Annotated in this window: 19 protein-coding genes and 1 pseudogene; 15 read left to right on the forward strand and 5 right to left on the reverse strand. The window is 71.1% G+C overall.

Annotation, left to right across the window (positions count from 1 at the left end):
• Positions 1–7 precede the first annotated feature (7 nt).
• Genes ACZ4O3_RS28275 through ACZ4O3_RS28285 form a run of 3 tightly spaced genes read left to right on the forward strand, consistent with a single transcriptional unit; the run spans position 8 to position 5,265 of the window.
• The gene (locus ACZ4O3_RS28275; RefSeq protein ID WP_467724879.1) at positions 8–4,381 is read left to right on the forward strand and encodes a DUF6531 domain-containing protein; all 4,374 of its coding nucleotides are present in this window, start codon (positions 8–10) and stop codon (positions 4,379–4,381) included.
• Positions 4,371–4,868, forward strand: coding sequence for an Imm50 family immunity protein (locus ACZ4O3_RS28280; RefSeq protein WP_467724881.1), 498 nt, complete (start codon positions 4,371–4,373; stop codon positions 4,866–4,868). The genes ACZ4O3_RS28275 and ACZ4O3_RS28280 overlap by 11 nt, the downstream gene beginning before the upstream one ends.
• Positions 4,858–5,265 (forward strand): Imm50 family immunity protein, encoded by a 408-nt coding sequence (locus ACZ4O3_RS28285; RefSeq protein WP_362717772.1) that lies wholly within the window; start codon positions 4,858–4,860, stop codon positions 5,263–5,265. Before ACZ4O3_RS28280 ends, ACZ4O3_RS28285 begins: the two co-directional genes overlap by 11 nt.
• A 194-nt stretch (positions 5,266–5,459) precedes the next feature.
• Here ACZ4O3_RS28285 and ACZ4O3_RS28290 read toward each other — a convergent pair whose 3' ends face one another.
• Positions 5,460–6,875 (reverse strand): MFS transporter, encoded by a 1,416-nt coding sequence (locus ACZ4O3_RS28290; protein ID WP_467724883.1) that lies wholly within the window; start codon positions 6,873–6,875, stop codon positions 5,460–5,462.
• Between the two features lie 67 nt (positions 6,876–6,942).
• Here ACZ4O3_RS28290 and ACZ4O3_RS28295 point away from each other — a divergent pair, with 67 nt between their 5' ends.
• From ACZ4O3_RS28295 to ACZ4O3_RS28310, 4 genes are all read left to right on the forward strand, one after another.
• A complete protein-coding gene (locus ACZ4O3_RS28295) occupies positions 6,943–7,470 on the forward strand; it encodes a winged helix-turn-helix transcriptional regulator (protein WP_467724884.1) in 528 nt (175 codons plus the stop codon).
• A 35-nt stretch (positions 7,471–7,505) separates the two neighbouring features.
• Positions 7,506–7,820, forward strand: coding sequence for a DUF6412 domain-containing protein (locus tag ACZ4O3_RS28300; RefSeq protein WP_467724944.1), 315 nt, complete (start codon positions 7,506–7,508; stop codon positions 7,818–7,820).
• A gap of 98 nt (positions 7,821–7,918) precedes the next feature.
• The gene (yidC, locus tag ACZ4O3_RS28305) at positions 7,919–8,638 is read left to right on the forward strand and encodes a membrane protein insertase YidC (RefSeq protein ID WP_467724885.1); all 720 of its coding nucleotides are present in this window, start codon (positions 7,919–7,921) and stop codon (positions 8,636–8,638) included.
• 133 nt (positions 8,639–8,771) lie between these two features.
• A complete protein-coding gene (locus ACZ4O3_RS28310) occupies positions 8,772–9,629 on the forward strand; it encodes a fumarylacetoacetate hydrolase family protein (RefSeq protein WP_362729904.1) in 858 nt (285 codons plus the stop codon).
• Positions 9,630–9,761: 132 nt separating this feature from the next.
• Here the strand turns inward: ACZ4O3_RS28310 and ACZ4O3_RS28315 are convergent, their stop codons facing one another.
• Both ACZ4O3_RS28315 and ACZ4O3_RS28320 read right to left on the reverse strand, forming a co-directional pair.
• Entirely contained in the window at positions 9,762–10,262 is a 501-nt protein-coding gene (locus ACZ4O3_RS28315; RefSeq protein ID WP_362729907.1) for a heme-degrading domain-containing protein, read from the reverse strand.
• A complete protein-coding gene (locus ACZ4O3_RS28320; protein ID WP_467724887.1) occupies positions 10,262–11,332 on the reverse strand; it encodes a Gfo/Idh/MocA family protein in 1,071 nt (356 codons plus the stop codon). The genes ACZ4O3_RS28315 and ACZ4O3_RS28320 overlap by 1 nt, the downstream gene beginning before the upstream one ends.
• A gap of 48 nt (positions 11,333–11,380) precedes the next feature.
• Between ACZ4O3_RS28320 and ACZ4O3_RS28325 the strand changes: the two genes are divergently transcribed.
• The 8 genes and pseudogenes from ACZ4O3_RS28325 to ACZ4O3_RS28360 all read left to right on the forward strand — a co-directional run bounded on the left by ACZ4O3_RS28325 (position 11,381) and on the right by ACZ4O3_RS28360 (position 18,119).
• Positions 11,381–12,502, forward strand: a complete 1,122-nt coding sequence (locus ACZ4O3_RS28325) for an ROK family transcriptional regulator (protein WP_467724888.1) — start codon at positions 11,381–11,383, stop codon at positions 12,500–12,502.
• Positions 12,503–12,776: 274 nt separating this feature from the next.
• Positions 12,777–13,700 carry a hypothetical protein gene (locus tag ACZ4O3_RS28330; RefSeq protein WP_467724889.1) on the forward strand — a complete coding sequence of 308 codons (924 nt, stop codon included), beginning with the start codon at positions 12,777–12,779 and terminating at the stop codon, positions 13,698–13,700.
• 50 nt (positions 13,701–13,750) lie between these two features.
• Positions 13,751–14,142, forward strand: a pseudogene (locus ACZ4O3_RS28335) (GntR family transcriptional regulator); the annotation flags it as partial.
• 201 nt (positions 14,143–14,343) lie between these two features.
• A complete protein-coding gene (locus ACZ4O3_RS28340; protein ID WP_362731661.1) occupies positions 14,344–14,496 on the forward strand; it encodes a hypothetical protein in 153 nt (50 codons plus the stop codon).
• A gap of 99 nt (positions 14,497–14,595) precedes the next feature.
• Positions 14,596–15,375: an HAD-IIA family hydrolase gene (locus tag ACZ4O3_RS28345; protein ID WP_362731659.1), complete on the forward strand. Its 780-nt coding sequence runs from the start codon at positions 14,596–14,598 to the stop codon at positions 15,373–15,375.
• A 118-nt stretch (positions 15,376–15,493) separates the two neighbouring features.
• Positions 15,494–16,060 carry a hypothetical protein gene (locus tag ACZ4O3_RS28350; protein WP_467724891.1) on the forward strand — a complete coding sequence of 189 codons (567 nt, stop codon included), beginning with the start codon at positions 15,494–15,496 and terminating at the stop codon, positions 16,058–16,060.
• 15 nt (positions 16,061–16,075) lie between these two features.
• The gene (locus tag ACZ4O3_RS28355; protein WP_467724893.1) at positions 16,076–16,747 is read left to right on the forward strand and encodes a class F sortase; all 672 of its coding nucleotides are present in this window, start codon (positions 16,076–16,078) and stop codon (positions 16,745–16,747) included.
• Between the two features lie 343 nt (positions 16,748–17,090).
• Positions 17,091–18,119: a glycoside hydrolase family 6 protein gene (locus ACZ4O3_RS28360; RefSeq protein WP_467724894.1), complete on the forward strand. Its 1,029-nt coding sequence runs from the start codon at positions 17,091–17,093 to the stop codon at positions 18,117–18,119.
• A 65-nt stretch (positions 18,120–18,184) separates the two neighbouring features.
• Here the strand turns inward: ACZ4O3_RS28360 and glxA are convergent, their stop codons facing one another.
• Both glxA and ACZ4O3_RS28370 read right to left on the reverse strand, forming a co-directional pair.
• The gene (gene glxA / locus ACZ4O3_RS28365; protein WP_362724304.1) at positions 18,185–20,122 is read right to left on the reverse strand and encodes a radical copper oxidase GlxA; all 1,938 of its coding nucleotides are present in this window, start codon (positions 20,120–20,122) and stop codon (positions 18,185–18,187) included.
• Positions 20,119–22,086 carry a glycosyltransferase family 2 protein gene (locus tag ACZ4O3_RS28370; protein ID WP_467724896.1) on the reverse strand — a complete coding sequence of 656 codons (1,968 nt, stop codon included), beginning with the start codon at positions 22,084–22,086 and terminating at the stop codon, positions 20,119–20,121. Before ACZ4O3_RS28370 ends, glxA begins: the two co-directional genes overlap by 4 nt.
• Positions 22,087–22,324: the final 238 nt, after the last annotated feature.

A 22,324-nucleotide genomic window follows, 5' to 3' on the forward strand; every position in this document is an offset into this window, starting at 1 on the left:
ACCGGGCGTGGTCGATCTCAATCCTTTGCACTACATCAGCAAGTTCAACCACATGTTCGGCGACTCGGTCGCCAGTGGTCTTGAGTTCCTGGGCATCTCGGATCCGGCGGTGGACCCGGACGGGGTGCGGGAGATCGCGAAGAAGTGGCGGGGGCTGGCCTCGGGGCTCGACGACGCGGCGACGGCGGCGGAGCGGTCGTTGCGGGGCGTGGAGTGGGAGGGGAAGACCGCCAGGGAGTTCGGCAGGCGTTCCAAGGCGGCCCGTAAGCAGGCGACCGAGATGGCGCACGCGCTGCGGGAGGGTGCGAAGGCGCTGGACGACTTCGCAGACCAGGCGCACGAGTTGCTGTCCGAGATCGGCGTGATGCTGGCGGAGATCGTCGAGTTCGAGATCGCGGGTCTGGCGCTGTCGGTGCTGACGGCGGGGGCCTCGGAGGTCGCCTCGACGCTGATGGCCGGCGAGCGGGCGCTGAAGGTGGTGGCGCTGGTCGGGCGGATCGAGGAGGAGGGGACCGCTCTCGGGACCGCGGTGCGCGGGATCATGGAGGTCATCCGGGGGGTGGAGCGGGCGCTGAAGGCGCTGAAGGAGATCCGTGGGGTCGCGGCGGTGGCCAAACTGGCCAAGGAGGGTGCGACGTTCACCGCGTTCACCACGCTGCTGGAGGATCCGGGCGCGTTCAAGGACCCGGAGAAGCTGGCCGGCATCCTCGCCGAGGGTGCGGTGATGGGCGTCGGCTTCGGGGTGCTGGGCAAGGCGCTCGGCAAGGGACTGAAGGCGTTGGGGCCGGCGGCGCTGGCCGGGCTCAGCAAGTCGATGGGGCTGGACTGCGCGGCCTTCGAGCGGTTGAAGCTGAACCCGGGGTTCGACAAGCTGCCCGCCTCGATCCGCAACATGGTCAAGACGTTCGTGCGGGACCCGATCGACGTGGCCACCGGGGACATGGTGCTGCCCCGCACCGACGTGTCCCTGCCGGGTGTGCTGCCGCTGGTCCTGGAACGCACGCACCTCTCGTCGTACCGCCTCGGCGGCTGGTTCGGGCCGTCCTGGGCGTCCACTCTCGACCAGCGTGTCCAGGCCGATGACGAAGGCTTCGTGTACGCGGCGGCGGACGGCGCCCGCCTGTGCTTCCCGCCGCTGGACTCGGAGAACCCGGGCCCGGTGCACCCGCTGACGCCGGGCTCCCGGCTGACCCTGTCCTGGGACGAGGAGACCGACGGCGCGGTCCGCGTCACCGACCCGGACACCGGCCTGGTCCACGTCTTCCACTCCCCGGTCGCGGCGGCCGGGGAGACCGCCGTCGACCTGCCCCTCCAGCACATCCTCGACCGCAACGGCAACCGCGTCACCGTCGAGTACAAGGAAGGCGACATCCCCGGAGCCGTCGTGCATTCCGGCGGCTACCGCATCGCCCTCGACCACGACTCGACCCGCTCCCGGATCACCGGCCTGCGGCTGCTCGACCCCGCCCGGCCGGACCGGCCCGGTACCACCCTGCTCGCCTTCGGCTACGACGAGCACGGCCACCTGACCGAGGAGACCAACTCCTCCGGCCTGCCCATGCGGTACACGTACGACGCCGAGGGTCGTATCACCTCCTGGACCGACCGGAACGACACCACGTACTGGTACCGGTACGACGACCGGGGCCGAGTCGTCGCCACCGGAGGTACCGGGGGCGCCCTCGCGTCCGTGCTCACCTACGACGAGGACACCCGCACCACCAGGGTCACCGACTCCCTCGGCCACACCCGCGTCTACGAGCACAACGAGGCGCTGCGCCTGATCCAGGAGACAGATCCACTCGGCAATGTCACTGTGCGGGAGTGGGGCGACGACCAACGGCTGAGGGCTGTCACCGACCCGTTGGGCCACACCACCCGGTACAGACTCGACGAGAACGGACGCACAGTCGCGATCACGCGCCCTGACGGTCACGAGATCAGGACCGAGTACGACCGGTCGGGTCAGCCGAGCACAGTGACGTTGCCGGGCGGTGCCGTGTGGCGGCAGGTGCACGACGAGCGAGGCAATCGCACTGCTGTGACGGATCCCGCAGGTGCGGTGACGCGCTTTGCCTACGACGGGGCCGGGCATCTGGTCTCCGTCACCGACGCGCTCGGGCACGTCACGCGGCTGCGCCGCAACAGCGCCGGGGTTCTCATGGAGGTCACGGACTCTCTGGGTGCGGTCACCCGCTACCGGCGGGACCTGTTCGGGCGGCCGGTCTCCGTCACCGACGCGGCAGGCGCGACCACGCGACTGGAATGGACGGCCGAAGGCAGACCGCTCCGTCGTACGACCGCGGACGGCGGGTCCGAATCATGGTCGTACGACGGTGAAGGCAACTGCCTCAGCCACATTGATCCGGCCGGGGCCGTCACGTCGTTCGAGTACACCCACTTCGACCTCGTGGCGGCACGCACCGGTCCGGACGGGGTGCGCCACGAGTTCGTCCACGACACCGAGCTCCGCCTCGTTCAGGTTCTCGGCCCGGCCGGGCGGAGATGGACCTACGCATACGATCCCGCCGGTCGTCTGGCCTCCGAAACCGACTTCGACGGCAGGGTCCGCGCCTACACCCTGGATGCCGCAGGCCGTGTGAGCTGTCGTACCAACGCCCTTGGTGAGACGGTGCGGTACGAGCGCAACGCTCTCGGGCAGATGGTCCGCAAGGACGCCGAGGGACACGTCACCAGGTTCGACTTCGCTCCTTCGGGTCGCCTTGTCGGGGCCGCCGGCCCGGACGCCGTGCTCTCGCTGGAACTCGACGAACGGGGTCTGCGCACGTCCGAGACGGTCAACGGCCGCACACTCGACAACGTGTACGACGCTTTGGGGCGCAGGATCCGGCGTACCACTCCGGGAGGTGCGACCAGCGCGTGGCGGTACGACGCCGCGGGCCGGCCGGCCGAACTCGCCACCGCAGGACATTCCATCGGCTTCGACCGGGACGAAGTCGGCCGGGAAATCGCCTGCCACTTCGGCGAGACAGTCACTCTGGCCCACACGTTCGACGTACGAGGTCGTCTCACCACCCAGAATGTGCTCGCAGACGCGGATCTGATTCAGCGTCGCGCCTTCACCTACAGCGCGGACGGCTCACTGATCGGTCTCGACGACTTGCTGAACGGTTCCCGGCGTTACGATCTCGACACCGGTGGCCGGGTGACCGCGGTGCGTGCGGAGAAGTGGACCGAGTCCTACGCCTACGACGACGCGGGCAACATGACCACGGCGAACTGGCCCGCCGGACACCCCGGACAGGAGTCCACGGGGCAACGCACCTACGTAGGCACTCGCATCACCCGTGCCGGAGGCGTCCGTTATGAGTCGGATGACGCAGGACGCATCGTGCGACGCCAGAAACCCCGCCTGTCCCGCAAGCCCGACACCTGGGACTACACCTGGGACGTCGAGGACCGTCTGACCTCCGTCGTCACCCCTGACGGCACCCGCTGGCGCTACAAGTACGACCCGCTGGGCCGCCGTATCGCCAAACAGCGCCTCGCCGGCGACGGTGAGAGCGTTGTCGAGGAAACCCTGTTCACCTGGGACGGGCACGTCCTGTGCGAACAGTCCACCGCGGCCGTGAACCAGTCCCACCGTGTCATCCTCACCTGGGACCACCAAGGCCGACGTCCACTGGTCCAGACGGAACGCGTCATCACCATGGACTCTCCGCAACGCGTCGTCGACCAGCGCTTCTTCGCCATCGTCACCGACCTCGTCGGCACGCCCACCGAACTCGTCGGCGAAGAGGGTGACATCGCCTGGCGCACCCGCGCGACGCTCTGGGGCACCACCACCTGGAACAGCGATGCGACCGCGTACACGCCACTCCGTTTCCCAGGCCAGTACTACGACCCCGAAACAGGCCTTCACCACAACTACTTCCGCACGTACGACCCCGAAACGGCCCGCTATCTCACCCTCGACCCGCTTGGTCTGGGGCCCGCTCCCAACCCGGTCGCCTACGTCCACAACCCGCACACCTGGATCGATCCGCTTGGCCTCGCCCCCGGATGTGGTGAACCTGTCGGGCGCACTCTGGCGGAGGCGAAGGCTCAGGCGTTGCGGGACGCAGGGATTCCGGAGGGCGCCGCGCCCATCGAAGTCAACAACCATGTTCCTGCCACGACGCCCGAGTGGCAGGGCTCGAAACAACTGATGGGGGACGACTACCAGCCCATCTACTACACGGAAGAAGTCTATGAGCATCCCAACGGCGAGGACTTCGTCGTCTTCCAGGACCACTGGTTCGGACACCAGAAGCCGGGAGAACCCGGCTACCAGGGGCCGCACGTTCATGTGAGACCGTTCGAGGACACTCGAAATGGTCAGGTCCCAGGCTGCGAGGAGCACTATTACTATGACCGTTGAAGAATTTCTGGTGAATCCGGAAGTCTTCCAGTCGCTCTACGGGAGCACCCCGATCATCAGCGAGGTCAGGATTCGTTCGGTCAATCTGAACTGGCGCGGGCCTACGGTGACCTTGCGAGGCGACCTGCTGTCGTTCCCCGAATCCGCACCTCAGGATTGGATCGATGCGGGGGTGGACACGGTGCAGTGCCAGTTTCAGTTCCTGGCCGTGGAGAACGTGTCCCTTACCGAATGGGTTCCGCCGGCCGTCGGCACCGTCACACTCGAGCCGTGGGGAGAGGAGAGGCGCATGCGAGTGGCCGTCGCCGGTGCCGGGATCGCCCTTCGATTCGACTGCAACGAGTCCGTACGGGTCGGTCATGTGAGCGCGTTCAAAATCCAGCACGGTGACTCGGACGACGGGCGGCACCTTTTCGTGAGCAAGATCGATGCCCGGCGTCACGTATCCCTGCCGCCAACCGATGAGAGGACGTTCTATGAGCGGTGACTGGACACGGATGCTCGCGGCCTCGAATCTTCTGGGAGAACTGTACGGCGATGTACCGCCTACCCCGGATCGTATCGATCTGACCTACGTGCACATCGACGAGAGAGAAAACTCGGTGACTCTGGGTTTTGATACGAGACACCTCCCCGTGAATTCCCCTGAGGAATGGACAGTCAACGGCTTCAACGCCTTCGCGTTCTCCCTCGTTTTCACCGGGGTCGATGGTCTTCGAGTCACCGGGTGGGGGGCTGCCGAAGCCCGGCAGGTGGATATCCCGGTCCGTCACGGAGGCGTTTTCGACGTGATCCTGGGGACGGAGGGTTCCGGGATCACGTTCCGCGCTCCTGCGGTTCGTCTGGCCGGAACTCGCGCGTATCTCGCCTCGGGCAGCCCCTGACAGTACGACACCGCGCCGGCGCGGCCGGAAGGCCGGCGACGTCACCTCCTGCCGGCGCGACGGGTTCGGCTGCCGCCAGGACCCCCAAGCGGGTGGTGGTCGGCAGGGGCGGCTCGCTCCTCGTCTTCGTCTGCTCGGCGGACCCCGCACACGGACACCGCGTCAGTCTTCATGAGGCGCGTCGGCGGGACCGGTCAGCTCCGCTCCCGCACCCCCAGCACCGTCCCCGCCGCCACCAGGGCCAGTCCCGCCGACACCGCGAGGGCGATGTTCGCGCCGTGGCCCGGGCCTGCGGCCGACGAGGTCACGATGGCGATCGTCAGGGCGACGCCCGCGCAGGAGCCGATGTAGCGGAAGGTCTGCTGGGCGCCGGAACCCATGGCGGCGCGGGCGGCCGGGACCGACTCGACCGACAGCAGGGGCAGGGCGGCGTTCAGGAGGCCGCTGCCGATGCCGCCCAGGACCAGGCCCGGCAGCAGGCGTTGCCAGGAGCCCGAGTCGATGGCGCCGAGCATGGTCAGGACACCGGCCGCGTGCAGGGTGAAGCCGAGCGCCAGCTGCCAACGGGGCGGGACGCGGCCCGCCAGGCGCTTGGCCTGGAGTGCCACCGTGAAGGACAGACCCGACCAGAGCAGGAACAGCCACGCCGTGTCCAGCGGGGTCAGGCCGAGCACCTGCTGGAAGAGGACCGGCAGGAAGCTGAAGAGGCCGATCACCGCGAAGCCCGTGAACAGGCCGCCGGCGGAGGAGGCCAGGAAGCCCGGGCGGCGCAGCAGGCTCAGGTCGATCATGGGGGTGCCGGTGCGGTGCTCCACCAGGGCGAAGAGGGCTATGAGGACCACCGCGGCCAGGAAGAGCAGGCCCACCTCGGCCCGCAGCCAGCCGTCACGGCCCAGGGTGAGCGCGGCCACCAGGCAGACCAGTGCCAGGCCGAAGGTGAGGGCGCCCAGGATGTCTGGGCGGCCGCCCCGCGGGGAGCGGGATTCGGTGAGCGCCCGTGGTGACAGGACCGCCACCAGCAGCGTGGCCGCGGCCAGGACGGCGTAGGCCACCCGCCAGTTGGGCAGCGCTGCCGCCAGGAGCGGGCCCACCGCGATACCGCCGCTGACGAAGGCACCCCACACGCCCGTGGCGTGCAGCCGGCCGCGCGGGCTCGGGAAGGCGTGCACCAGCAGGCCGAGGCTGCTCGCCAGGATCGCCGCGCTGGCCGCGCCCTGGGCGATACGGGCCAGCGTGAACAGCCAGGTGGAGTCGGTCAGCGCGCCGAGCGCGGTGGTGATGCCCAGGGTCAGCGTGCCGAGCAGGAAGACCCGGCGGCGGCCGAAGTCGTCGGCGAGGCTGCCGGCCACCAGGAGGAGGGCGGCCAGGCCGAGCGGGGTCCCGTTGATCAGCCAGGCCTGGGCGGACAACGGGGTGTGCAGGTCGGCCGCGGTGTCGCGGAGGGTGACCACGGGGGCGGTGTACGTCATCAGGCTCACGGCGGTGGCCGCGCTGGTCAGGGCCAGGGTGGCGCGGGCGCGAGGCGTCGCGTCGGGAGTGGGTGCCACGGGCTGGTGCCGGCCACTCGGCGCCTCGACCCCCGTAAGGGTTCGTTCATTGAACTCAGGCATGGTGGTACCGTAGCACGGTAGGTTCAATGATTGAATCTACGCTGGGGGAACTGGCTAAGGTGGCTCCATGGCACTGGGCAAGGACTACGCGACGCAGGAGTGTTCGATCGCCCGCGCGCTGGAGGTCGTCGGCGAGCGCTGGACCCTGCTCGTCATCCGCGACGCGCTCTACGGCGTACGGCGCTACAACGACTTCCTCGTTCACCTCGGCATCCCGCGCGCCGTCCTGTCGGCCCGCCTCAGGACGCTCACCGAGGAGGGCATCCTGGAGAAGCGCCGTTACCAGGAGTCGCCGCCCCGGGACGAGTACGTCATCACCGAGCGCGGGACCGAGCTGTGGCCCGCCCTGCGCGCCCTCGCCGTCTGGGGGCGCGATCACCTCACGGACCGCCGGCTGCGCTACTTCCGGCACGTGGACTGCGGCACCGAACTCGGGTCGTACGGCGAATGTCCCGCCTGCGGAACCGTGGTGCCCGTCTCGGACGTTGTCATCACACCGGGGCCGGGGCTCGACCCGGACCCGGCCGATCCGGTCAGCCGGGCGCTCCTGAAGCCCAAGCGGCTCCTGGAGCCGCTGGAAACCGGTCAGGTGTAAACGGCAATGACCACAGGGAGGGAGCGGGCATGCGGATGAAGAGCCGTTGGGCCCTGCTGTCCCGTCCGGCCGCCCCCCTGCTGCTGTTCCTGCTCGCCCTCCTGCTGCTCGACTCCGGCAGCCTTTTCACCACCCTCGCGCTCGCCGCGACCGCGGCCGCCGGCTCGGCCCTCGCGGCCGCCGCGTTCCGCGCCGCGCGCTCCGCACCCGCCGTGCCACCCGCCCGGGTCCGCACGGCGATACGCGACCGGGCCCGGCGTACGGCCTTCCTGCCGCAACGCGACCCGGACGCCAGCGGCCGCCGCCGCCCCCGGGCCCCCGGCCACGCCCTCCCGGCGGCCACCGCGTAGGACACCCCTCGCACCGGTCGGGTGTCCTCGCGCGGGTCGTCATGCCGTCCCACCTCTTCACCCACGGCACGACGAGACCCACGGAGGGCTCCCACCCCATGTCAGTTTTCGCTGCCCTGGTCGAGCAACTCGCCGACCTGCTCCACCCGTTCTTCCACGCCTCCGCGGCCGCCGCCGCGATCGTCCTGTTCACCGCGTCGGTACGACTGCTCGTGCATCCCCTCTCCCGTGCCGCCGCCCGCGGCCAGCGGGCCCGAGCCGCGCTCCAGCCGAGAATCGCGGAGCTGAGGAAGAGGCACGGCAAGAACCAGGAGGCGCTGCGGAAGGCCGTGCTGGAACTGCACGCGGCCGAGAAGGTGTCCCCGCTGTCCGGCTGTCTGCCCGGGCTGCTGCAACTGCCCGCGTTCTTCCTGCTCTACCACCTCTTCTCGAGCTCCACGATCGGCGGCCACGACAACGGCCTGCTGGACCACGCGCTGCTGGGCGCCCCGCTCGGCGGACGGTGGGCCGACGTCCTCGGCAGTGGGTCCGCGGGCGCCGGACTCGTCTACGCGGCGCTCTTCGCCCTCGTCGCCGCGGTCGCCACCTTCAACCTGCTGCGCGCCAGGAGGGCTGCGGCGCAGGCGCGGACGGGGCTGCCGCCCGTGAGCGGCGCCGAGGGCGAGCAACTGCCGGGGCTGGGCGCGGTCACCAAGGTCGCGCCTTACCTGTCGTATCTCACGCTGTTCACCGTGGCCGTGGTGCCGCTGGCCGCCGCGCTGTACGTGGTCACCAGTACGACCTGGAGCGCGGTCGAGCGGGCGGTGCTGTACGGGTGAGCCCACCGCTGCCTACGGTCCAGTGGGTGAACAGGGTATTGCCCGCTGCACCGGGATCTTGGAGGATCGGCCAGTCCTCCGATGGCTGCACCCATCGGCCGGACGACTGCTGTCAAGGGAGATGGTGACGACCATGAAGCTGCTGCGAGTCGGTACGGCGGGAGCGGAGCGGCCCGCTCTGCTCGACGCCGAGGGGGTCCTGCGCGACCTGTCGGGGATCGTCGACGACATCGACGGGGCCCTGCTCTCCGACGGGGCCGCCCTCGGGCGGGTCAGGGCCGCGGCCGAGGCCGGCGAACTGCCCGCACTCGATGCGGACGGGCTGCGGATCGGGCCGCCGGTGGGGCGCATCGGCAAGATCGTGTGCATCGGGCTCAACTACCACGACCACGCCCGTGAGACCGGGGCCGAGCCGCCGGCCGAGCCGGTCATCTTCTTCAAGGCCGCGGACACGGTCGTCGGTCCGGACGACACGGTGCTGGTCCCCCGCGGCTCCGTGAAGACCGACTGGGAGGTCGAACTCGCCGTCGTCATCGGGCGTACGGCCCGCTATCTGACCGACGACGAGGACCCGCTGGCGTATGTCGCCGGGTACGCCGTCGCGCACGACGTGTCCGAGCGGGAGTTCCAGATCGAGCGGGGCGGGACCTGGGACAAGGGGAAGAACTGCGAGACGTTCAACCCGTTCGGGCCGTGGCTGGTCACGGCGGACGAGGTCGGGGACCCGCAGGGCCTGTCGCTGAAGCTCTGGGTCAACGGCGAGCTGAAGCAGGACGGGACCACCGCCGAGCAGATCTTCCCGGTCGCCGAAGTCGTGCGCTACGTCAGCCGGTTCATGGTCCTCTACCCCGGGGACGTCATCAACACGGGGACCCCGGCGGGGGTCGCGCTGGGGGCGCCGGAGCCGAAGCCGTTCCTGCGGGGCGGCGACGTGGTGGAGCTGGAGATCGCGGGGCTCGGCCGGCAGCGGCAGGAGTTCAAGAACGCGTAGGCGCTCCGCTGGGAGGCGGGGCTCTGCGCGGGCGCGTGCGACGCCGTCGTGGTCGCTCGCGCCGTTCCTCCCCCAGCCTTCGGCCGGGGGGTGCCCCCAGCGCCCCTCACGGGGCGCTGCGCCCTGGCGGTGTCAGAGGTCCAGGAAGCGCTCCAGGGCCTCCACCACCATGCGGTGGTCCTGGAGTTGGGGCAGGCCGGAGACCGTCACCGAGCCGACCACGCCCACGTTCTCCACGGTGATCGGGAAGGAGCCGCCGTGGGCCGCGTAGGTGTCGGGGTCCAGGCGCGAGGACTCCTCGAACGTCGTGCCCTTGGCCCGGAAGCGGGCTCCCACCAGGTAGGACGCGGCGCCGTAGCGTTCCACCACCCGGCGCTTGCGGGTGATCCAGGCGTCGTTGTCGGGGGTGGAGCCGGGCAGGGCCGCGTGGAAGAGCTGCTGGCCGCCGCGGTGGATGTCGATGGCCACCGGGGCCTGCCGCTCCCGGGCCATCTCCACCAGCAGGGAGCCGAGGGCCCACGCGTCGTCGTAGGTGAACTGCCGGAAGACCAGGACGCGTTCCTGCTTCTCCAGCTCGTCCACCGACGGGGTGAGTTCGGGAGTCGACCTGGGGGTGATCTGCGGGTGGTGCATCAGAGGGTCACCGTCACCTTGTCTCGCGCCGAGCGGCGGGCTGCTTCCAGTACGTCCAGGGCGGCGGCCGCCTCCAGCGCGGTCACCGGGTTGGGGCCCTCGCCCCGCACGGCCCTGGCGACGGCCGCGTAGTACGCGGGGTAGTCACCGGGCAGGGTCGTGACGGCACGGCCGCCGCCGGTCACCGGGGACTCCCCGGCGCCGATCCTGCCGTACAGGGACTCCGGCTCCACGCCCCAGTCGGCGCCCGGCCGCTCGCCCTCGCGCAGCGCCGCCTCCTGCGGGTCCAGGCCGTACTTGACGTACCCCGCCTTCGAACCCAGCACCCGGAAGCGCGGGCCGAGCTGGGCCGCCGTCGCCGAGGCGTAGAGGTGGGAGCGGACGCCGCTCGCGTGGGTGACGGCGATGAAGGTGTCGTCGTCGGTCTCGGCGCCGGCCCGGCGGATCACCGACTCGGCGTACACCTCGGTGGCCGGGCCGAAGAGGACCAGCGCCTGGTCGACGACATGGCTGCCGAGGTCGTAGAGGAGACCTCCGATCTCTGCCGGGTCGCCGGACTCGCGCCAGCCGCCCTTCGGCTGCGGACGCCAGCGCTCGAAGCGCGACTCGAAGCGCCACGGGTCGCCGAGTTCGCCGTCCGCCAGGAGCTTGCGCAGGGTGAGGAAGTCGTTGTCCCAGCGGCGGTTCTGGAAGACCGAGAGCAGCAGGCCGCGCTCCTCGGCGAGGGCGGCCAGCTCGCGCGCCTCGGCCGCGGTGCCGGCCACCGGCTTGTCGACCACGACCGGCAGGCCCGCCTTGAGGGCGGTCGTCGCCAGCGTGACGTGCGTCTTGTTCGGCGAGGCGATGACGACCAGGTCGAGGCCGTCGGCCCGGTCGAACAGCTCGTCGGGCGCGGCGACGGTACGGACCTCGGGGAATTCGGCCTTCGCCTGCGCCTGCCGCTCGGGGTTCGAAGTGACCACCGTGTCCAGGGCGAGGCCCTCGGTGGCGGCGATCAGGGGGGCGTGGAAGACGGATCCGGCGAGGCCGTAGCCGACGAGGCCGACGCGGAGGGGAGTGGCAGCTGTCATGGCTCCCACTTTGGCAACGCTGTTGCCAAAGTGCAAGCGGCAGGGAGAATGAGCGGCGTGAACAGGACGACGAGGAGCGGCCGCCCGGGCCCGGCCGGAGCGAATCTGCTCGCCGTGCGCAGTCACAACACCGCGCTGGTGCTGGACCTGCTGCGCACGGCGGGGGAGGACGGCATCAGCCGGCTCGAACTGGCCGGGCGTACCGGGCTCACCCCGCAGGCGGTCAGCAAGATCACCGCCCGGCTGCGCGAGGAGGGTTTCGCCGCGGAGGCGGGGCGGCGCGCGTCCACGGGGGGCAAGCCGGCCACCGTGCTGCGCCTGGTGCCGGAGGCCGGGCACGCCGTCGGGCTGCAGCTCGACCGGGACGAGCTGCGTGCCGTGCTGGTGGACCTCGTCGGCACGGTCGTCGGCGAACGGCAGGGCGCACTGGACCTGGGCGCGGGGGCGGCGGCGGTGCTGGGGGCCGCCGCGGAGCTGGTCGGCGAGTTGCGCGAGGAGGTGCCCGAGGAGGTCCTCGGGGTCGGGGTCGCGGCACCCGGGCCGCTCGACCACATCCACGGGGTGCTGCACCGGGTCACCGGGTTCCCCGAGTGGGACGGCTTCCCGTTGCGGGACGCGCTCGCGGAACGGCTCGGGGTGCCGGTCGTCGTGGACAAGGACAGCAACGCGGCCGCCCTCGGGCTCGCGGTCGGCGGCGAGGGCGGCTCCTTCGCCTACCTGCACCTCGGTACGGGCCTCGGCGCCGGACTGGTGATCGGCGACGGCGTGCACCGGGGGGCGCGGACCGGGGCCGGGGAGTTCGGGCACCAGGTCATCCAGTTGGACGGACCCCTCTGTCACTGCGGCAACCGGGGCTGCATCGAGGCGCTGTGCCTGGCGGCAGTGGGCCGCTCGGACCCGGACGAGGCGGCCCGGGTGCTGGGCGCCGGAGCGGCGAACCTGGCCGCGCTGCTCGACATCGACCTCGTGCTGCTCGGCGGCCGTACGATCGCCGCCGCCCCGGAGACCTTCGTCCGCGGGGTCGCCGCCGTCCTCGACGCCCGTGCCCGCCGGGAGGGCAGTCTGGGTACGACCGTCCCCGTCCGGCTCGCCCCCGGCAGCGACCGACGGGTCGCCGAGGGCGCGGCCCAGCTGCTGCTCGCCCCGTTGTTCGGTCGCGCCGACGGCTGACGCCGGGGCCGGGCGGGTGGCTCGGGCAGGGCCCGGGCTCGGGGGCGGGACGCGAGGGCAGGGCGCGGGCAGGGGTTCTACGGGCGGGATGCACGGGCAGGGTCCGGCTGCGGGACGCGTGGGCACGGGCCTGGCGGTGCGGCGCGTGGGCACGGGCCTGGCGGTGCGGCCCCCGGTGGTAACCAGAAGGGAGGGGGCCGTTCGAGCGGTGTCGGTGCCGGCTCGTGGAGTGGCGCCGGGAGGTCCGGTCGCTGCCCGGCATGATCACATGATCATGCGACTGAGCACGTCCCTGTCCCTCTGCGTGGCCGCAGCCGCCCTTCTCGCCCCCGTGCCGCCGGCGACGGCCGTACCCCTGCCGTCGGTGACGTCCGCGCCCCTGCCGTCGTCGGAGAGCACCGCCCGCGCCGACGCCTCCTGCGCCGGCGCCGACGAGCAGGGCTTCCCCCTCGCCACCCGCATCCACGACGGCCCCTCGTCCTACGAGGCCGGCGGCGGTTACGGCACCTGGTACCTGGACCTCACCAACACCACCTCCCGCACCTGCACCGACGTCCACCCGGTCGTCGTCCTGGTCGACGACAAACGGACCCTCAAGCCGTCCCAGGCCGAGCTGGAGTTCTACGACGGCCCGCGCACCCGCCCGGTACCGCTGACGGAGACCGACGAGTCCGAGCTGGTCGGCGTGTTCGACGGGGACGGCTTCCCCGGGCTCACCGTGGCGCCCGGGGCGACCGTCTCGGTCAAGGTCAGACTCGCCGTCGCCTCCGACGCCGTACCGAACGCGGTGACGGTCAACGCGGCGGTCGTCCAGCGGCGGGGGGCGGACGGAGACTGGGTGGGGGAGTCGAACCGCTACCGCTTCGGCATCGGGGGCGAGCCGCCGCCCGCGAGCCTCGCCCCCGCCGTGCCCTCCATCGGCGCCGAGGTCGGCCCGGGGACAGCTCCCGAGTCCTCTCCGCGGTCCTCCCCGCAGTCCTCCCCCGGGAGCAGCCCGGGGAGCAGCTCCGAGGCCACCCCCGCAGGCAGCCCCACCGCATCCCCGGGCGCCACCCTGCCCTTCGCCGCCGAGGCCGAGGAGCGGGCCCGCGAACTGGCCGGCACCGGCCTGGGCGCGGCCCACGGGCTGCTCGCGGCCACCGTCGCCCTGCTCGCCGTGGGGGGCGCCGCGTTTCTGCTGGCCCGCAGACGGCGGTGAGCGGTGTCCCCCTGACCGACGGCGAGAGCGCTGTCTGCGAACATCCCTCCGTGGACCAGCCGAACGACCAGGCCCCCGGCGCCCCCCGTCCGCGCCGGGCATCCCGGAGCACGGCCGCATCCCGAAGTACTACGCGGTGAAGGCGCGGATCGATCATCTCGTCGGTGACCTCGGGGAGGGCGACGTCATCCCCACCGAGCGCGACCTGTCGGAGGCGTACGGCGTCGCCCGCGAGACCGTACGGCAGGCGCTGCGCGAGCTCGTGCTGGAGGGCAAGCTGCGCCGGCAGGGACGCGGCACGCTCGTCGCCGGACCCAAGCTGGAGCAGCCGCTCTCCCTCGCCGGCTACACCGAGGGCGTCCGGCGGCAGGGCCGCACCCCGGGCCGTGGCCTGGTCACCCCCGACCGCTTCCCCTGCCCGCCGGCCCTCGCCGCCGAGACCGTCGCGGACCTGCCGGGAGTCCTCGGACGACCGGCGGCACCCGCGTCGACTCGGTGGGCGTCGAGTACGACGTGAACGTGGTTCTCGGCTCGCTCGACCTCACCGTGGTACCCGGCGAGGTGACGGGGCCCTGCTCGGGCGGTCCGGCTCCGGCAAGGGCGAGGTCCTCGTGTCGTACGACCTCGCCACCCCCGTGTCCGCGTGCGCACCTGCACCGCCGACGTGCCCTCCCGCACCGAGACCGTCACCCTCCGGATTCCCGCCGGAGCCACCACGGCCCGGACCCGTTTCCGCTGCACCGGCGGCAGCAACTGGTACCGGGTGATCGACGGGGTCGCACTCACGCGGTCCTGACTAGGCTGTGGGCGTCGGTACGCCGTGGTTCCGGCGCCCCAGTCCACGCATGACGGCTCGACCGCATGTACGCCATCCGCACGCCAGGAGACGCACCCCATGGCAGACCGCAAGCCCATCGAGTCATGGCTCACCGACATGGACGGTGTCCTCATCCACGAGGGCGTCCCGATCCCCGGAGCGGACGCCTTCCTGAAGAAGCTGCGGGAGTCCGAGAAGCCCTTCCTGGTCCTCACCAACAACTCCATCTACACCGCCCGTGACCTGCACGCACGGCTGCGCCGGATGGGCCTGGACGTGCCGGTGGACAACATCTGGACCTCGGCCCTGGCCACCGCCCAGTTCCTGGACGACCAGCGGCCCGGCGGCAGCGCCTACGTCATCGGCGAGGCCGGACTGACCACCGCGCTGCACGACATCGGCTACATCCTCACCGACCACGAACCCGACTTCGTCATCCTCGGCGAGACCCGCACCTACTCCTTCGAGGCGCTCACCAAGGCCGTACGGCTGATCAACGACGGGGCCCGGTTCATCGCCACCAACCCCGACAACGTCGGCCCGTCCGCCGAGGGCGACCTGCCCGCCACCGGCTCGGTCGCCGCGCTGATCACCGCCGCGACCGGCAAGGAGCCGTACTTCGTCGGCAAGCCCAACCCGCTGATGATGCGGGCCGGTCTGAACGCGATCGGCGCCCACTCGGAGACCTCGGCGATGATCGGCGACCGGATGGACACCGACGTCCTGGCAGGCCTGGAAGCCGGGATGCGCACCTTCCTGGTGCTGTCCGGCGTCACCCAGCCGGACGACGTCGACCGCTACCCGTTCCGTCCCTCCGAGGTCGTGGACTCCATCGCGGACCTCGTCGACCGGATCTGACCGGCCGGGCAGCAAACCTGATCCCACGCGTGTCTCACCCGTACGGAGCAAAAAGGCGCCCCCCGGGGATGCGGGTGCGCCGGGTGCGGGGGAGTCTCCAGATATCTGGAGGTTCACGATGGGCTCACTTCGCCTCACTGTCTGTACCGGAATCCTGACCTGCGCAGCCGGCCTCTCCCCGGCGGCCGCCCGAGCGGCGGACGGCCGGGGCGTCACCGTGACCCCGGCCTCCCCGGCCCCGGGCTCGGTCGTGGCGCTGCGGGTGAGCGGCTGCACCGGTACGACCGGTGCCGCCTCCTCCGCGGCCTTCGTCACGGACGCCCGCCTCGGCGGCTACGACGGCACCCTGACCGGCGAGGGCCAGATCCGCTCCGCGAGCGGCGCCGGCACCTACGACGTGAAGGTCAGCTGCGGCGGCGCCGTGGTCGGCGGCACGGTCACCGTCGTGGGGCAGTCGGCCCTCGCGCAGTCGCAGGCCGGACAGCCGGACGGATCCGGCGTCCTGCCCGCCACGCCGGTCGCGCCCGTGCACGCGGGCGGCGGCGGCACCGCCCCGTTCGCCTCGGTCGAGCCCCGCTCGACAGGTCCCGGCACCGCGCAGGCGGTCACCGGTCTCGTTCTCGCCGGGTTCGCCGCGGCCGCCGTCGGGCTGCTCGGCGCCCGGCGGAGCCGCGGCTCACGCTGAGGAGACAGCACGACCATGTCCGACGACGACACCGAACGACCCGCCGGCACCGGGCGGCTGCTGACCGGCGTGGCCTGGGCGGTCCTGCTGCTCGGGCTCTGGCTGTGGGGCCGCGGGGTGACCGAGGTGCCCGACGGCATATCCGGCCCCACCACGGGAGACGTGGCCGCGGTCGGCCGCCCCGTCGGGGCCGGACTCCCGCCCGCCGCCGAACCGTTGGGCTCGGCCGCACCCGAGCGCATAGACATTCCGGACCTGGGCGTGCAGGCCCCCGTGGTCGCCCGCGGCCTCGACGGCACGGGCGCCGTCGACCCGCCGCCCTTCGACCAGCCCGGCGTGGTCGGCTGGTACGGCTCCGGGACCGAACCGGGCGCCGCCGGCACCGCACTCCTGGTCGGGCACGTCGACACCGAGACCCGGCCCGCGGTCTTCTACAAGATCAGCGCCCTGCGTCCCGGCGAGACGATCCGCGTGGTCCGCTCCGACGGCACGGTGGCCCAGTTCACCATCGACGACGTACGGGTCCTGCCCCGCGACCACTTCGACGCCCAACAGGCCTACGGCGCCCGCGAGTCGGGCCGCGCCGAACTCCGGCTGATCACCTGCGGCGGCACCTTCGACCGCACCAGCCACAGCTACACGGCGAACGTGGTCGTCTCCGCGTACCTGACCGGAACCACCGCGTAGACCGCGGGAACCCGCACCTGGCACACCTGGCACACCTGGCCCGGTCGACGGTCCGCTCCCCTGACACCGCCGGCCGGGCCGGTCCTCGACCGCGCGCGCCCGGGCTGCGGGAGTACCCCGGTGGCGGGCGCGGGAGGCTGGGAGGACACGGCGGGGGCCGGGCCGCCCGCAAGTGACTCTGGAGGGGAACCGGCATCCGGGCCTGGGTTCGCGTTCGCCCGGCCTCCTCCTCGCCCTCGGCCCGGGCTGTAACAGCTCACCGACAGGACCGGGCGATCTCGTGACGAGTGCGGTGGGTATGTCACGATTGGGCCTTGGCCAAGTGCACCCAGGGGGGAATTGGATGTGCGACAGCAGGGGGGCCCGGCCGCCGGTCTGGACGTGGGCACTGGGAGCGGCACTGCTGCTCGCCGGCTGCTCCTCGGGCCATGGTGGCGACGACCGGCCGGCCACCGCGGATCCGGGTGTGGCGATCACCCAGCAGCCCGAGGGGGCGGACCCGTTCTGGGTGAACCCCGACTCCAGCGCGGCCCGTCAGGTGAAGGCCTACGCGAAGGTGGGCAAGGACACCGACGCCGGGCAGATCCGCAAGATAGCGGAACAGCCGACCGGTGAGTGGATCGGCCCGGAGAATCCGGAGCAGGAGGCACGCGGCTTCACCGAGGCCGCCCAGAAGTCCGGCCGCACGGCCCTGCTGGTCCTCTACAACATCCCGCACCGCGACTGCGGCCAGTACAGCCAGGGCGGTGCGGCCGACGGCGACGCGTACCGGGCGTGGATCGACGGGGTCGCCCGGGGCATCCAGGACCGCTCCACGACCGTCGTCCTCGAACCGGACGCCGTACTGCACCTCGTCGACGGCTGCACCCAGGCGCGGTTCGCCGAGGAACGCTACGACCTGCTGCGCGGCGCGGTGACCAAGCTCAAGACCCTGAGGAACACGAAGGTCTACCTGGACGCCGGGAACGCCGGCTGGGGCCACCCCGACCAGATCTACCGGCCCTTGCGGCAGGCGGGCATCACCGAGGCGGACGGCTTCGCGGTCAACGTCTCCAACTTCTACTCCACCGAGGCCTCCATCACCTACGGCAAGCAGCTCTCGGCGAAGGTGGGCGGCAAACACTTCGTCATCGACACCAGCCGAAACGGCAACGGCCCCTACACGGGCGGCGACCCGGAGGAGCGCTGGTGCAACCCACCGGGCCGCGCCCTGGGGGAGACGCCCACCACGAGGACGGCCGACCCGTTGGCGGACGCCTACCTGTGGGTCAAGCGCCCGGGGGAGTCGGACGGGACGTGCAAGGGGGGCCCGCAGGCGGGTCAGTGGTGGGCCGCCTACGCTTTGAAACTGGCCCAGGGGTCGGATACTTAGGGGCGCGGGGAACTGCGCGACCAGCCACAGCGCTCCCGCACCCGAAAGCCGAACCTGCGCGAGCGCTAAGGCACCTTCACCCACTGCGCGACACTCGGCGTCCCCTGATCGTCGTCCACGAAAATCATGTACCACCCCGAGGGAACCAGGTTCCGGTTCTCCGGCACGGTCACCGTGATCCGGTGACCCGACGTCCTGAAGTCCAGGGCGACCGAGCGCTGGTCCACGTCCGTGACGTGGGTGGTCGCGCTCGGCCGGATCAACCGCACCTTCCTGATCGTCGACGCGTGCCGCGAGGTGAACGTCCCCGACCCGCCCCGCGCGATGGTCTGCGGCCCGCCGCTGAGCGTCGGCCGTGAGTCCCGGTACAGGTAGGGCGGCGTGTAGATCTCGATCCGCTGTTCGAAGACCCCGGGCCTGGTGTTCGCCTTGTCCGCGAAGAGCGGGTTGGACCCGAAGAACATGACCCGCCCGTCCGGCAGCAGGATCGACCCCGAGTGGTAGTCGCGGCCCACGAGGGGGTCGGCCACCCTCCGGAAGGAGTTGGCCGAGGTGTCGTAGATCCGCGCCTGCCGGATGTCGGAGTCACCGCGCCCCCGGTAGTCCTCGGAACCCCCCGACACCAGTACGGAGTCGTCCGGCAGGACCGAGATCTGCGGATACCGCGTGCCCTTCTCCAGGGTGGGTCCGTCCACGAACCTCGGGTCGGTGTCCTTCAGGTCGATCAGCCGCGTCCGGTTCGTGGACAACGCGGACTCACCGACCCCACCGCCCCCGACGACCAGGTACTTCTCGTCCTGGGCCGGAGGCAGCAGCACGGTCCCGGAGGTCTCCAGCCGGTCCGGATCGCTGAGCCCGGCGAGTTTCGTGAACCGGTTGGTGTCCACGTCCCAGATCCCGGGGTCACGCCCGACGTCGTCCGGTCCGTACCCGGCGTTGGAGCCCGAGTAGAAGAGCTTGCCGTTCTGCAGCAGGAACAGCGCCGGGTAGGTCGGGAACTGGCGTTTGTGCCGGGTGTACGTCCAGGTCTTCGTCGCCGGGTCGAAGACCTCGTTCTTGCCCGGCACCAGCTGCCCGATGTCGTCGAGCCCGGAGACGCTGAGGACCTTGCCGTCCGACAGCGTCGTGAGCGTCGGATACCAGCGGGCCTCGTTCATCGGGTCGACCTTGATGTACTTCTCGGCGACCGGATCGAACTCGTAGGCGTTCTTGATGCCTTCGAAGTCCCGCTTGTCCATGCCGAGTTTGTTGGCGATGCCGTAGGTGTTGCGGGCGTCGGCGCCGGTCAGCCCTTCGATGCGGTAGTTGTCCTGGGTGCCGGTCCGGTACCGGGAGCCCTCCTTCGGCGCCTCGACGACGACCCGCGCGTAACCGGGGTTGTTCCGGAGGAACCTGCCGGTCTTCCTGTCGAAGACCTTGGTCGCGCGCGGGATCAGCGCCGCGTCGGCGGAGAGGAACGTCCTGCCGTTCCGCCTGCCGGTGAACCGGGTGCCCTTGGGCAGGGTCATCGGCTTGTCGGGGTTCTCGTTGTAGAGGATCATGACGCCGCCCGCCTTCTTGACGTCGCCCTTGAGCTTCTCGTACTGCTTGGTGCCGCCGGCGATCAGGATGTCGCCGTTGGCGAGCTGGGTGTGGCCGGTGCAGAACAGGTCGGCCGGGGTGGGCACCTTCTTGACGGTGCCCTTGACCGGGTCCCAGATCCGGCTGTCGTAGGTCTTCGCGTCGAAGTTGTCCTGGTTGTTGCCCGAGCCCGCGACCAGCAGCACCTTCCCGGTGTGCAGGAGCACCGCGTGGATGGTGTCCTGGCGGTACTCCTTCGGGAACTCGATGATGTCCCAGTGACCGTTCGCGGCCTTGTACTCCGGTCTGTCGATCTTGTACTCGTGGTATTTCTCGGTCCCGAAGCGGTACACCCACGGCCCGTTCATCCCGGCCAGGACGAGCACCACCGCCGTGCCGATCGCGAGACGACGAGCCCGGCGGCCGCCGGTGCGGTCGGTCATTCCCTGTGCCCTCCCGGTCCGCCGAGCGCGATCCGCACGGTCTCCTCCTGGCTGCCGCCGGTGGTCGCCGGTGTCCAGGTGGGCCGTTGCTGCGGGGGGTGCGCCGTGCGGACATACCCGGGCGGTGCCGCGTCCTTTGGCCGGGCGGCCGCGGGTGCCCTGTTCTCCTTGCGCAGCGTGTACTGCCAGGCGAAGATCGGAGCCGCCGTGATGAGCAGTGCCAGCGTCGCCCAGGTGACCATCGCCGGGTGCGCGTGGCCGCCGGCGAAGCCGGCGGCGAGCGAGCCGCCGAAGACCAGGATGAAGAACCAGTGGATCCGGAACGTGCCGAACAGCGTGTCCGGGCTGGCCGACTCGCCCTTGGGCGTGACCACGAACCTGCTCCTGCGGCGGAACACGGTGTCCAGCAGCGAGCGGGCGTAGACCGGCGCGGACAGCGCCGACATCACCATGCCGGCCACCCCGCCGGAGCCCTCCGGCTCGTGCGGGGAGACGTTGTGCCGCCGGTTCCAGACGTACAGGCCGATCTGGAGTGCGGAGGCGTTGCCGTAGAGCATCAGCCACACGGTGGGGTCGATGTTCACGCCCGAGGCGCCCAGGCCCAGGAACAGCGCGCAGCTCAGGGCCGCGAGGATCCAGTTCAGGGCGGACATCGGGTAGAAGATGATCATCATCGTGTAGTTGAAGAGCTTGCCCGGCGACAGCGTGAACAGGCCCCTCCAGTACTGCTTGAGGATCGTCTCGTAGGTCCCGCGGGACCAGCGCAGCTGCTGGGTGAAGAAGTCGGTCCAGGCGTTCGGGCCCTCGCCGACCGCGAGCACGTCCGGGGTGTACACCGAGCGCCACTTCCGGCCCGTCGCCGGGTTCCTGGTGCGGTGGATCTCGAAGCCGGTGGCCATGTCCTCGGTGATCGAGTCGTACAGGCCGCCGATCTGCCGGAGCGTGCTGATCCGTACGGCGTTGGAGGTGCCGACGAACATCGGCGCGCCGTAGCGGTTGCCGGCGCGCTGGATCAGCGCGTGGAAGAGGAACTGCTGGGACTCGGCGGCCTTGGTGACGAACGTGTCGTAGTTGCCGTACACCTGCGGGCCGATGACGAAGCCGACGTCCGGGTCGCGGAAGTAACCGAGCATCCGCTCCAGGTAGTTGGGCAGTGGGACGTGGTCGGTGTCGACGGAGGCGAAGAAGTCGTACCCGTCGCCGTGCGCCTCCAGCCAGGCGTTGTAGTTGCCGTGCTTGGTCCTCGCCCGGTGCGGGCCCTCGGGGCGGTTCCACTTCTCGACGCCCTTGCGGGTGAAGTGGTGCACGCCGAGGCGCGCGCAGACCTGCTTCACCTCCGGATCGTCGCCCTCGTCGAGCAGCCAGACGTGCACCAGCCCCCGGTGGCGCAGCCGGACCGCCGCCTCCAGGGTCCGGGTGACCATGTCCAGCGGCTCCTTGCCGGGCACGAACGTGGTGATGAACGCGACCCGGGTGCCGGTCTCCGGGACCACCGGGACCGGGTCGCGTGCCACCAGGGTGGCGTGCGCGTTGGACAGCACGTTCATGCAGCGGAAGAACTCGATCAGGCCGATCGACACCAGCATCACGATGTCGAGGGCGGGCAGGAAGTCGTAGGCCGGGTAGTCGCGGTGGGTCCAGTGTCCGGGCTGCAGCAGCCAGGTCAGCAGCACCAGCGAGAGCAGCGGGGCCGCGCCCAGCATCAGGGCGGCGCGCAGCCGGTGCGGTTCCTGGGCGAGCAGTGAGCGGTACTGCACCCGGTACGGGGTGCTGGGATCGGGCTGGGTGAGGGGGCCGGCGAGCCTGCTGTAGTGCTCGTAGTCGTATCTCGGCAGTGTCCTCTTGATCCGGAGCAGGGCGCCGGTGGTGCCGCGTTGCGCGGGTACGCGCAGCTGTGACGGGTCGTACGTCCGTGGTGGGTCGTGTTCCTGTTCCTGCCGGGCGCCTGTCGGCGTCGACGTCATGAGTCATCCCCCCACACGCGCGGATCGGCGCGTGTCTGTCGGTCTCACCGCCCGGTCGGATCCCCCTGGGTCCGGGCCGGGCGCGTCCATGGCGGGGCACGGCCGTCCACCGGAATGGACACGGACCGTGACCGTCCGGTTGCATGGTGCCCCCCTCGGCACCGATTCATGACAGGGGCCCCTCAACCCCGCAGATCTGGCAACCGGTTATCTACCCCCCAAGTGCCGCGAATCATCG

It is taken from the genome of Streptomyces sp. NPDC026515 (assembly GCF_055567595.1).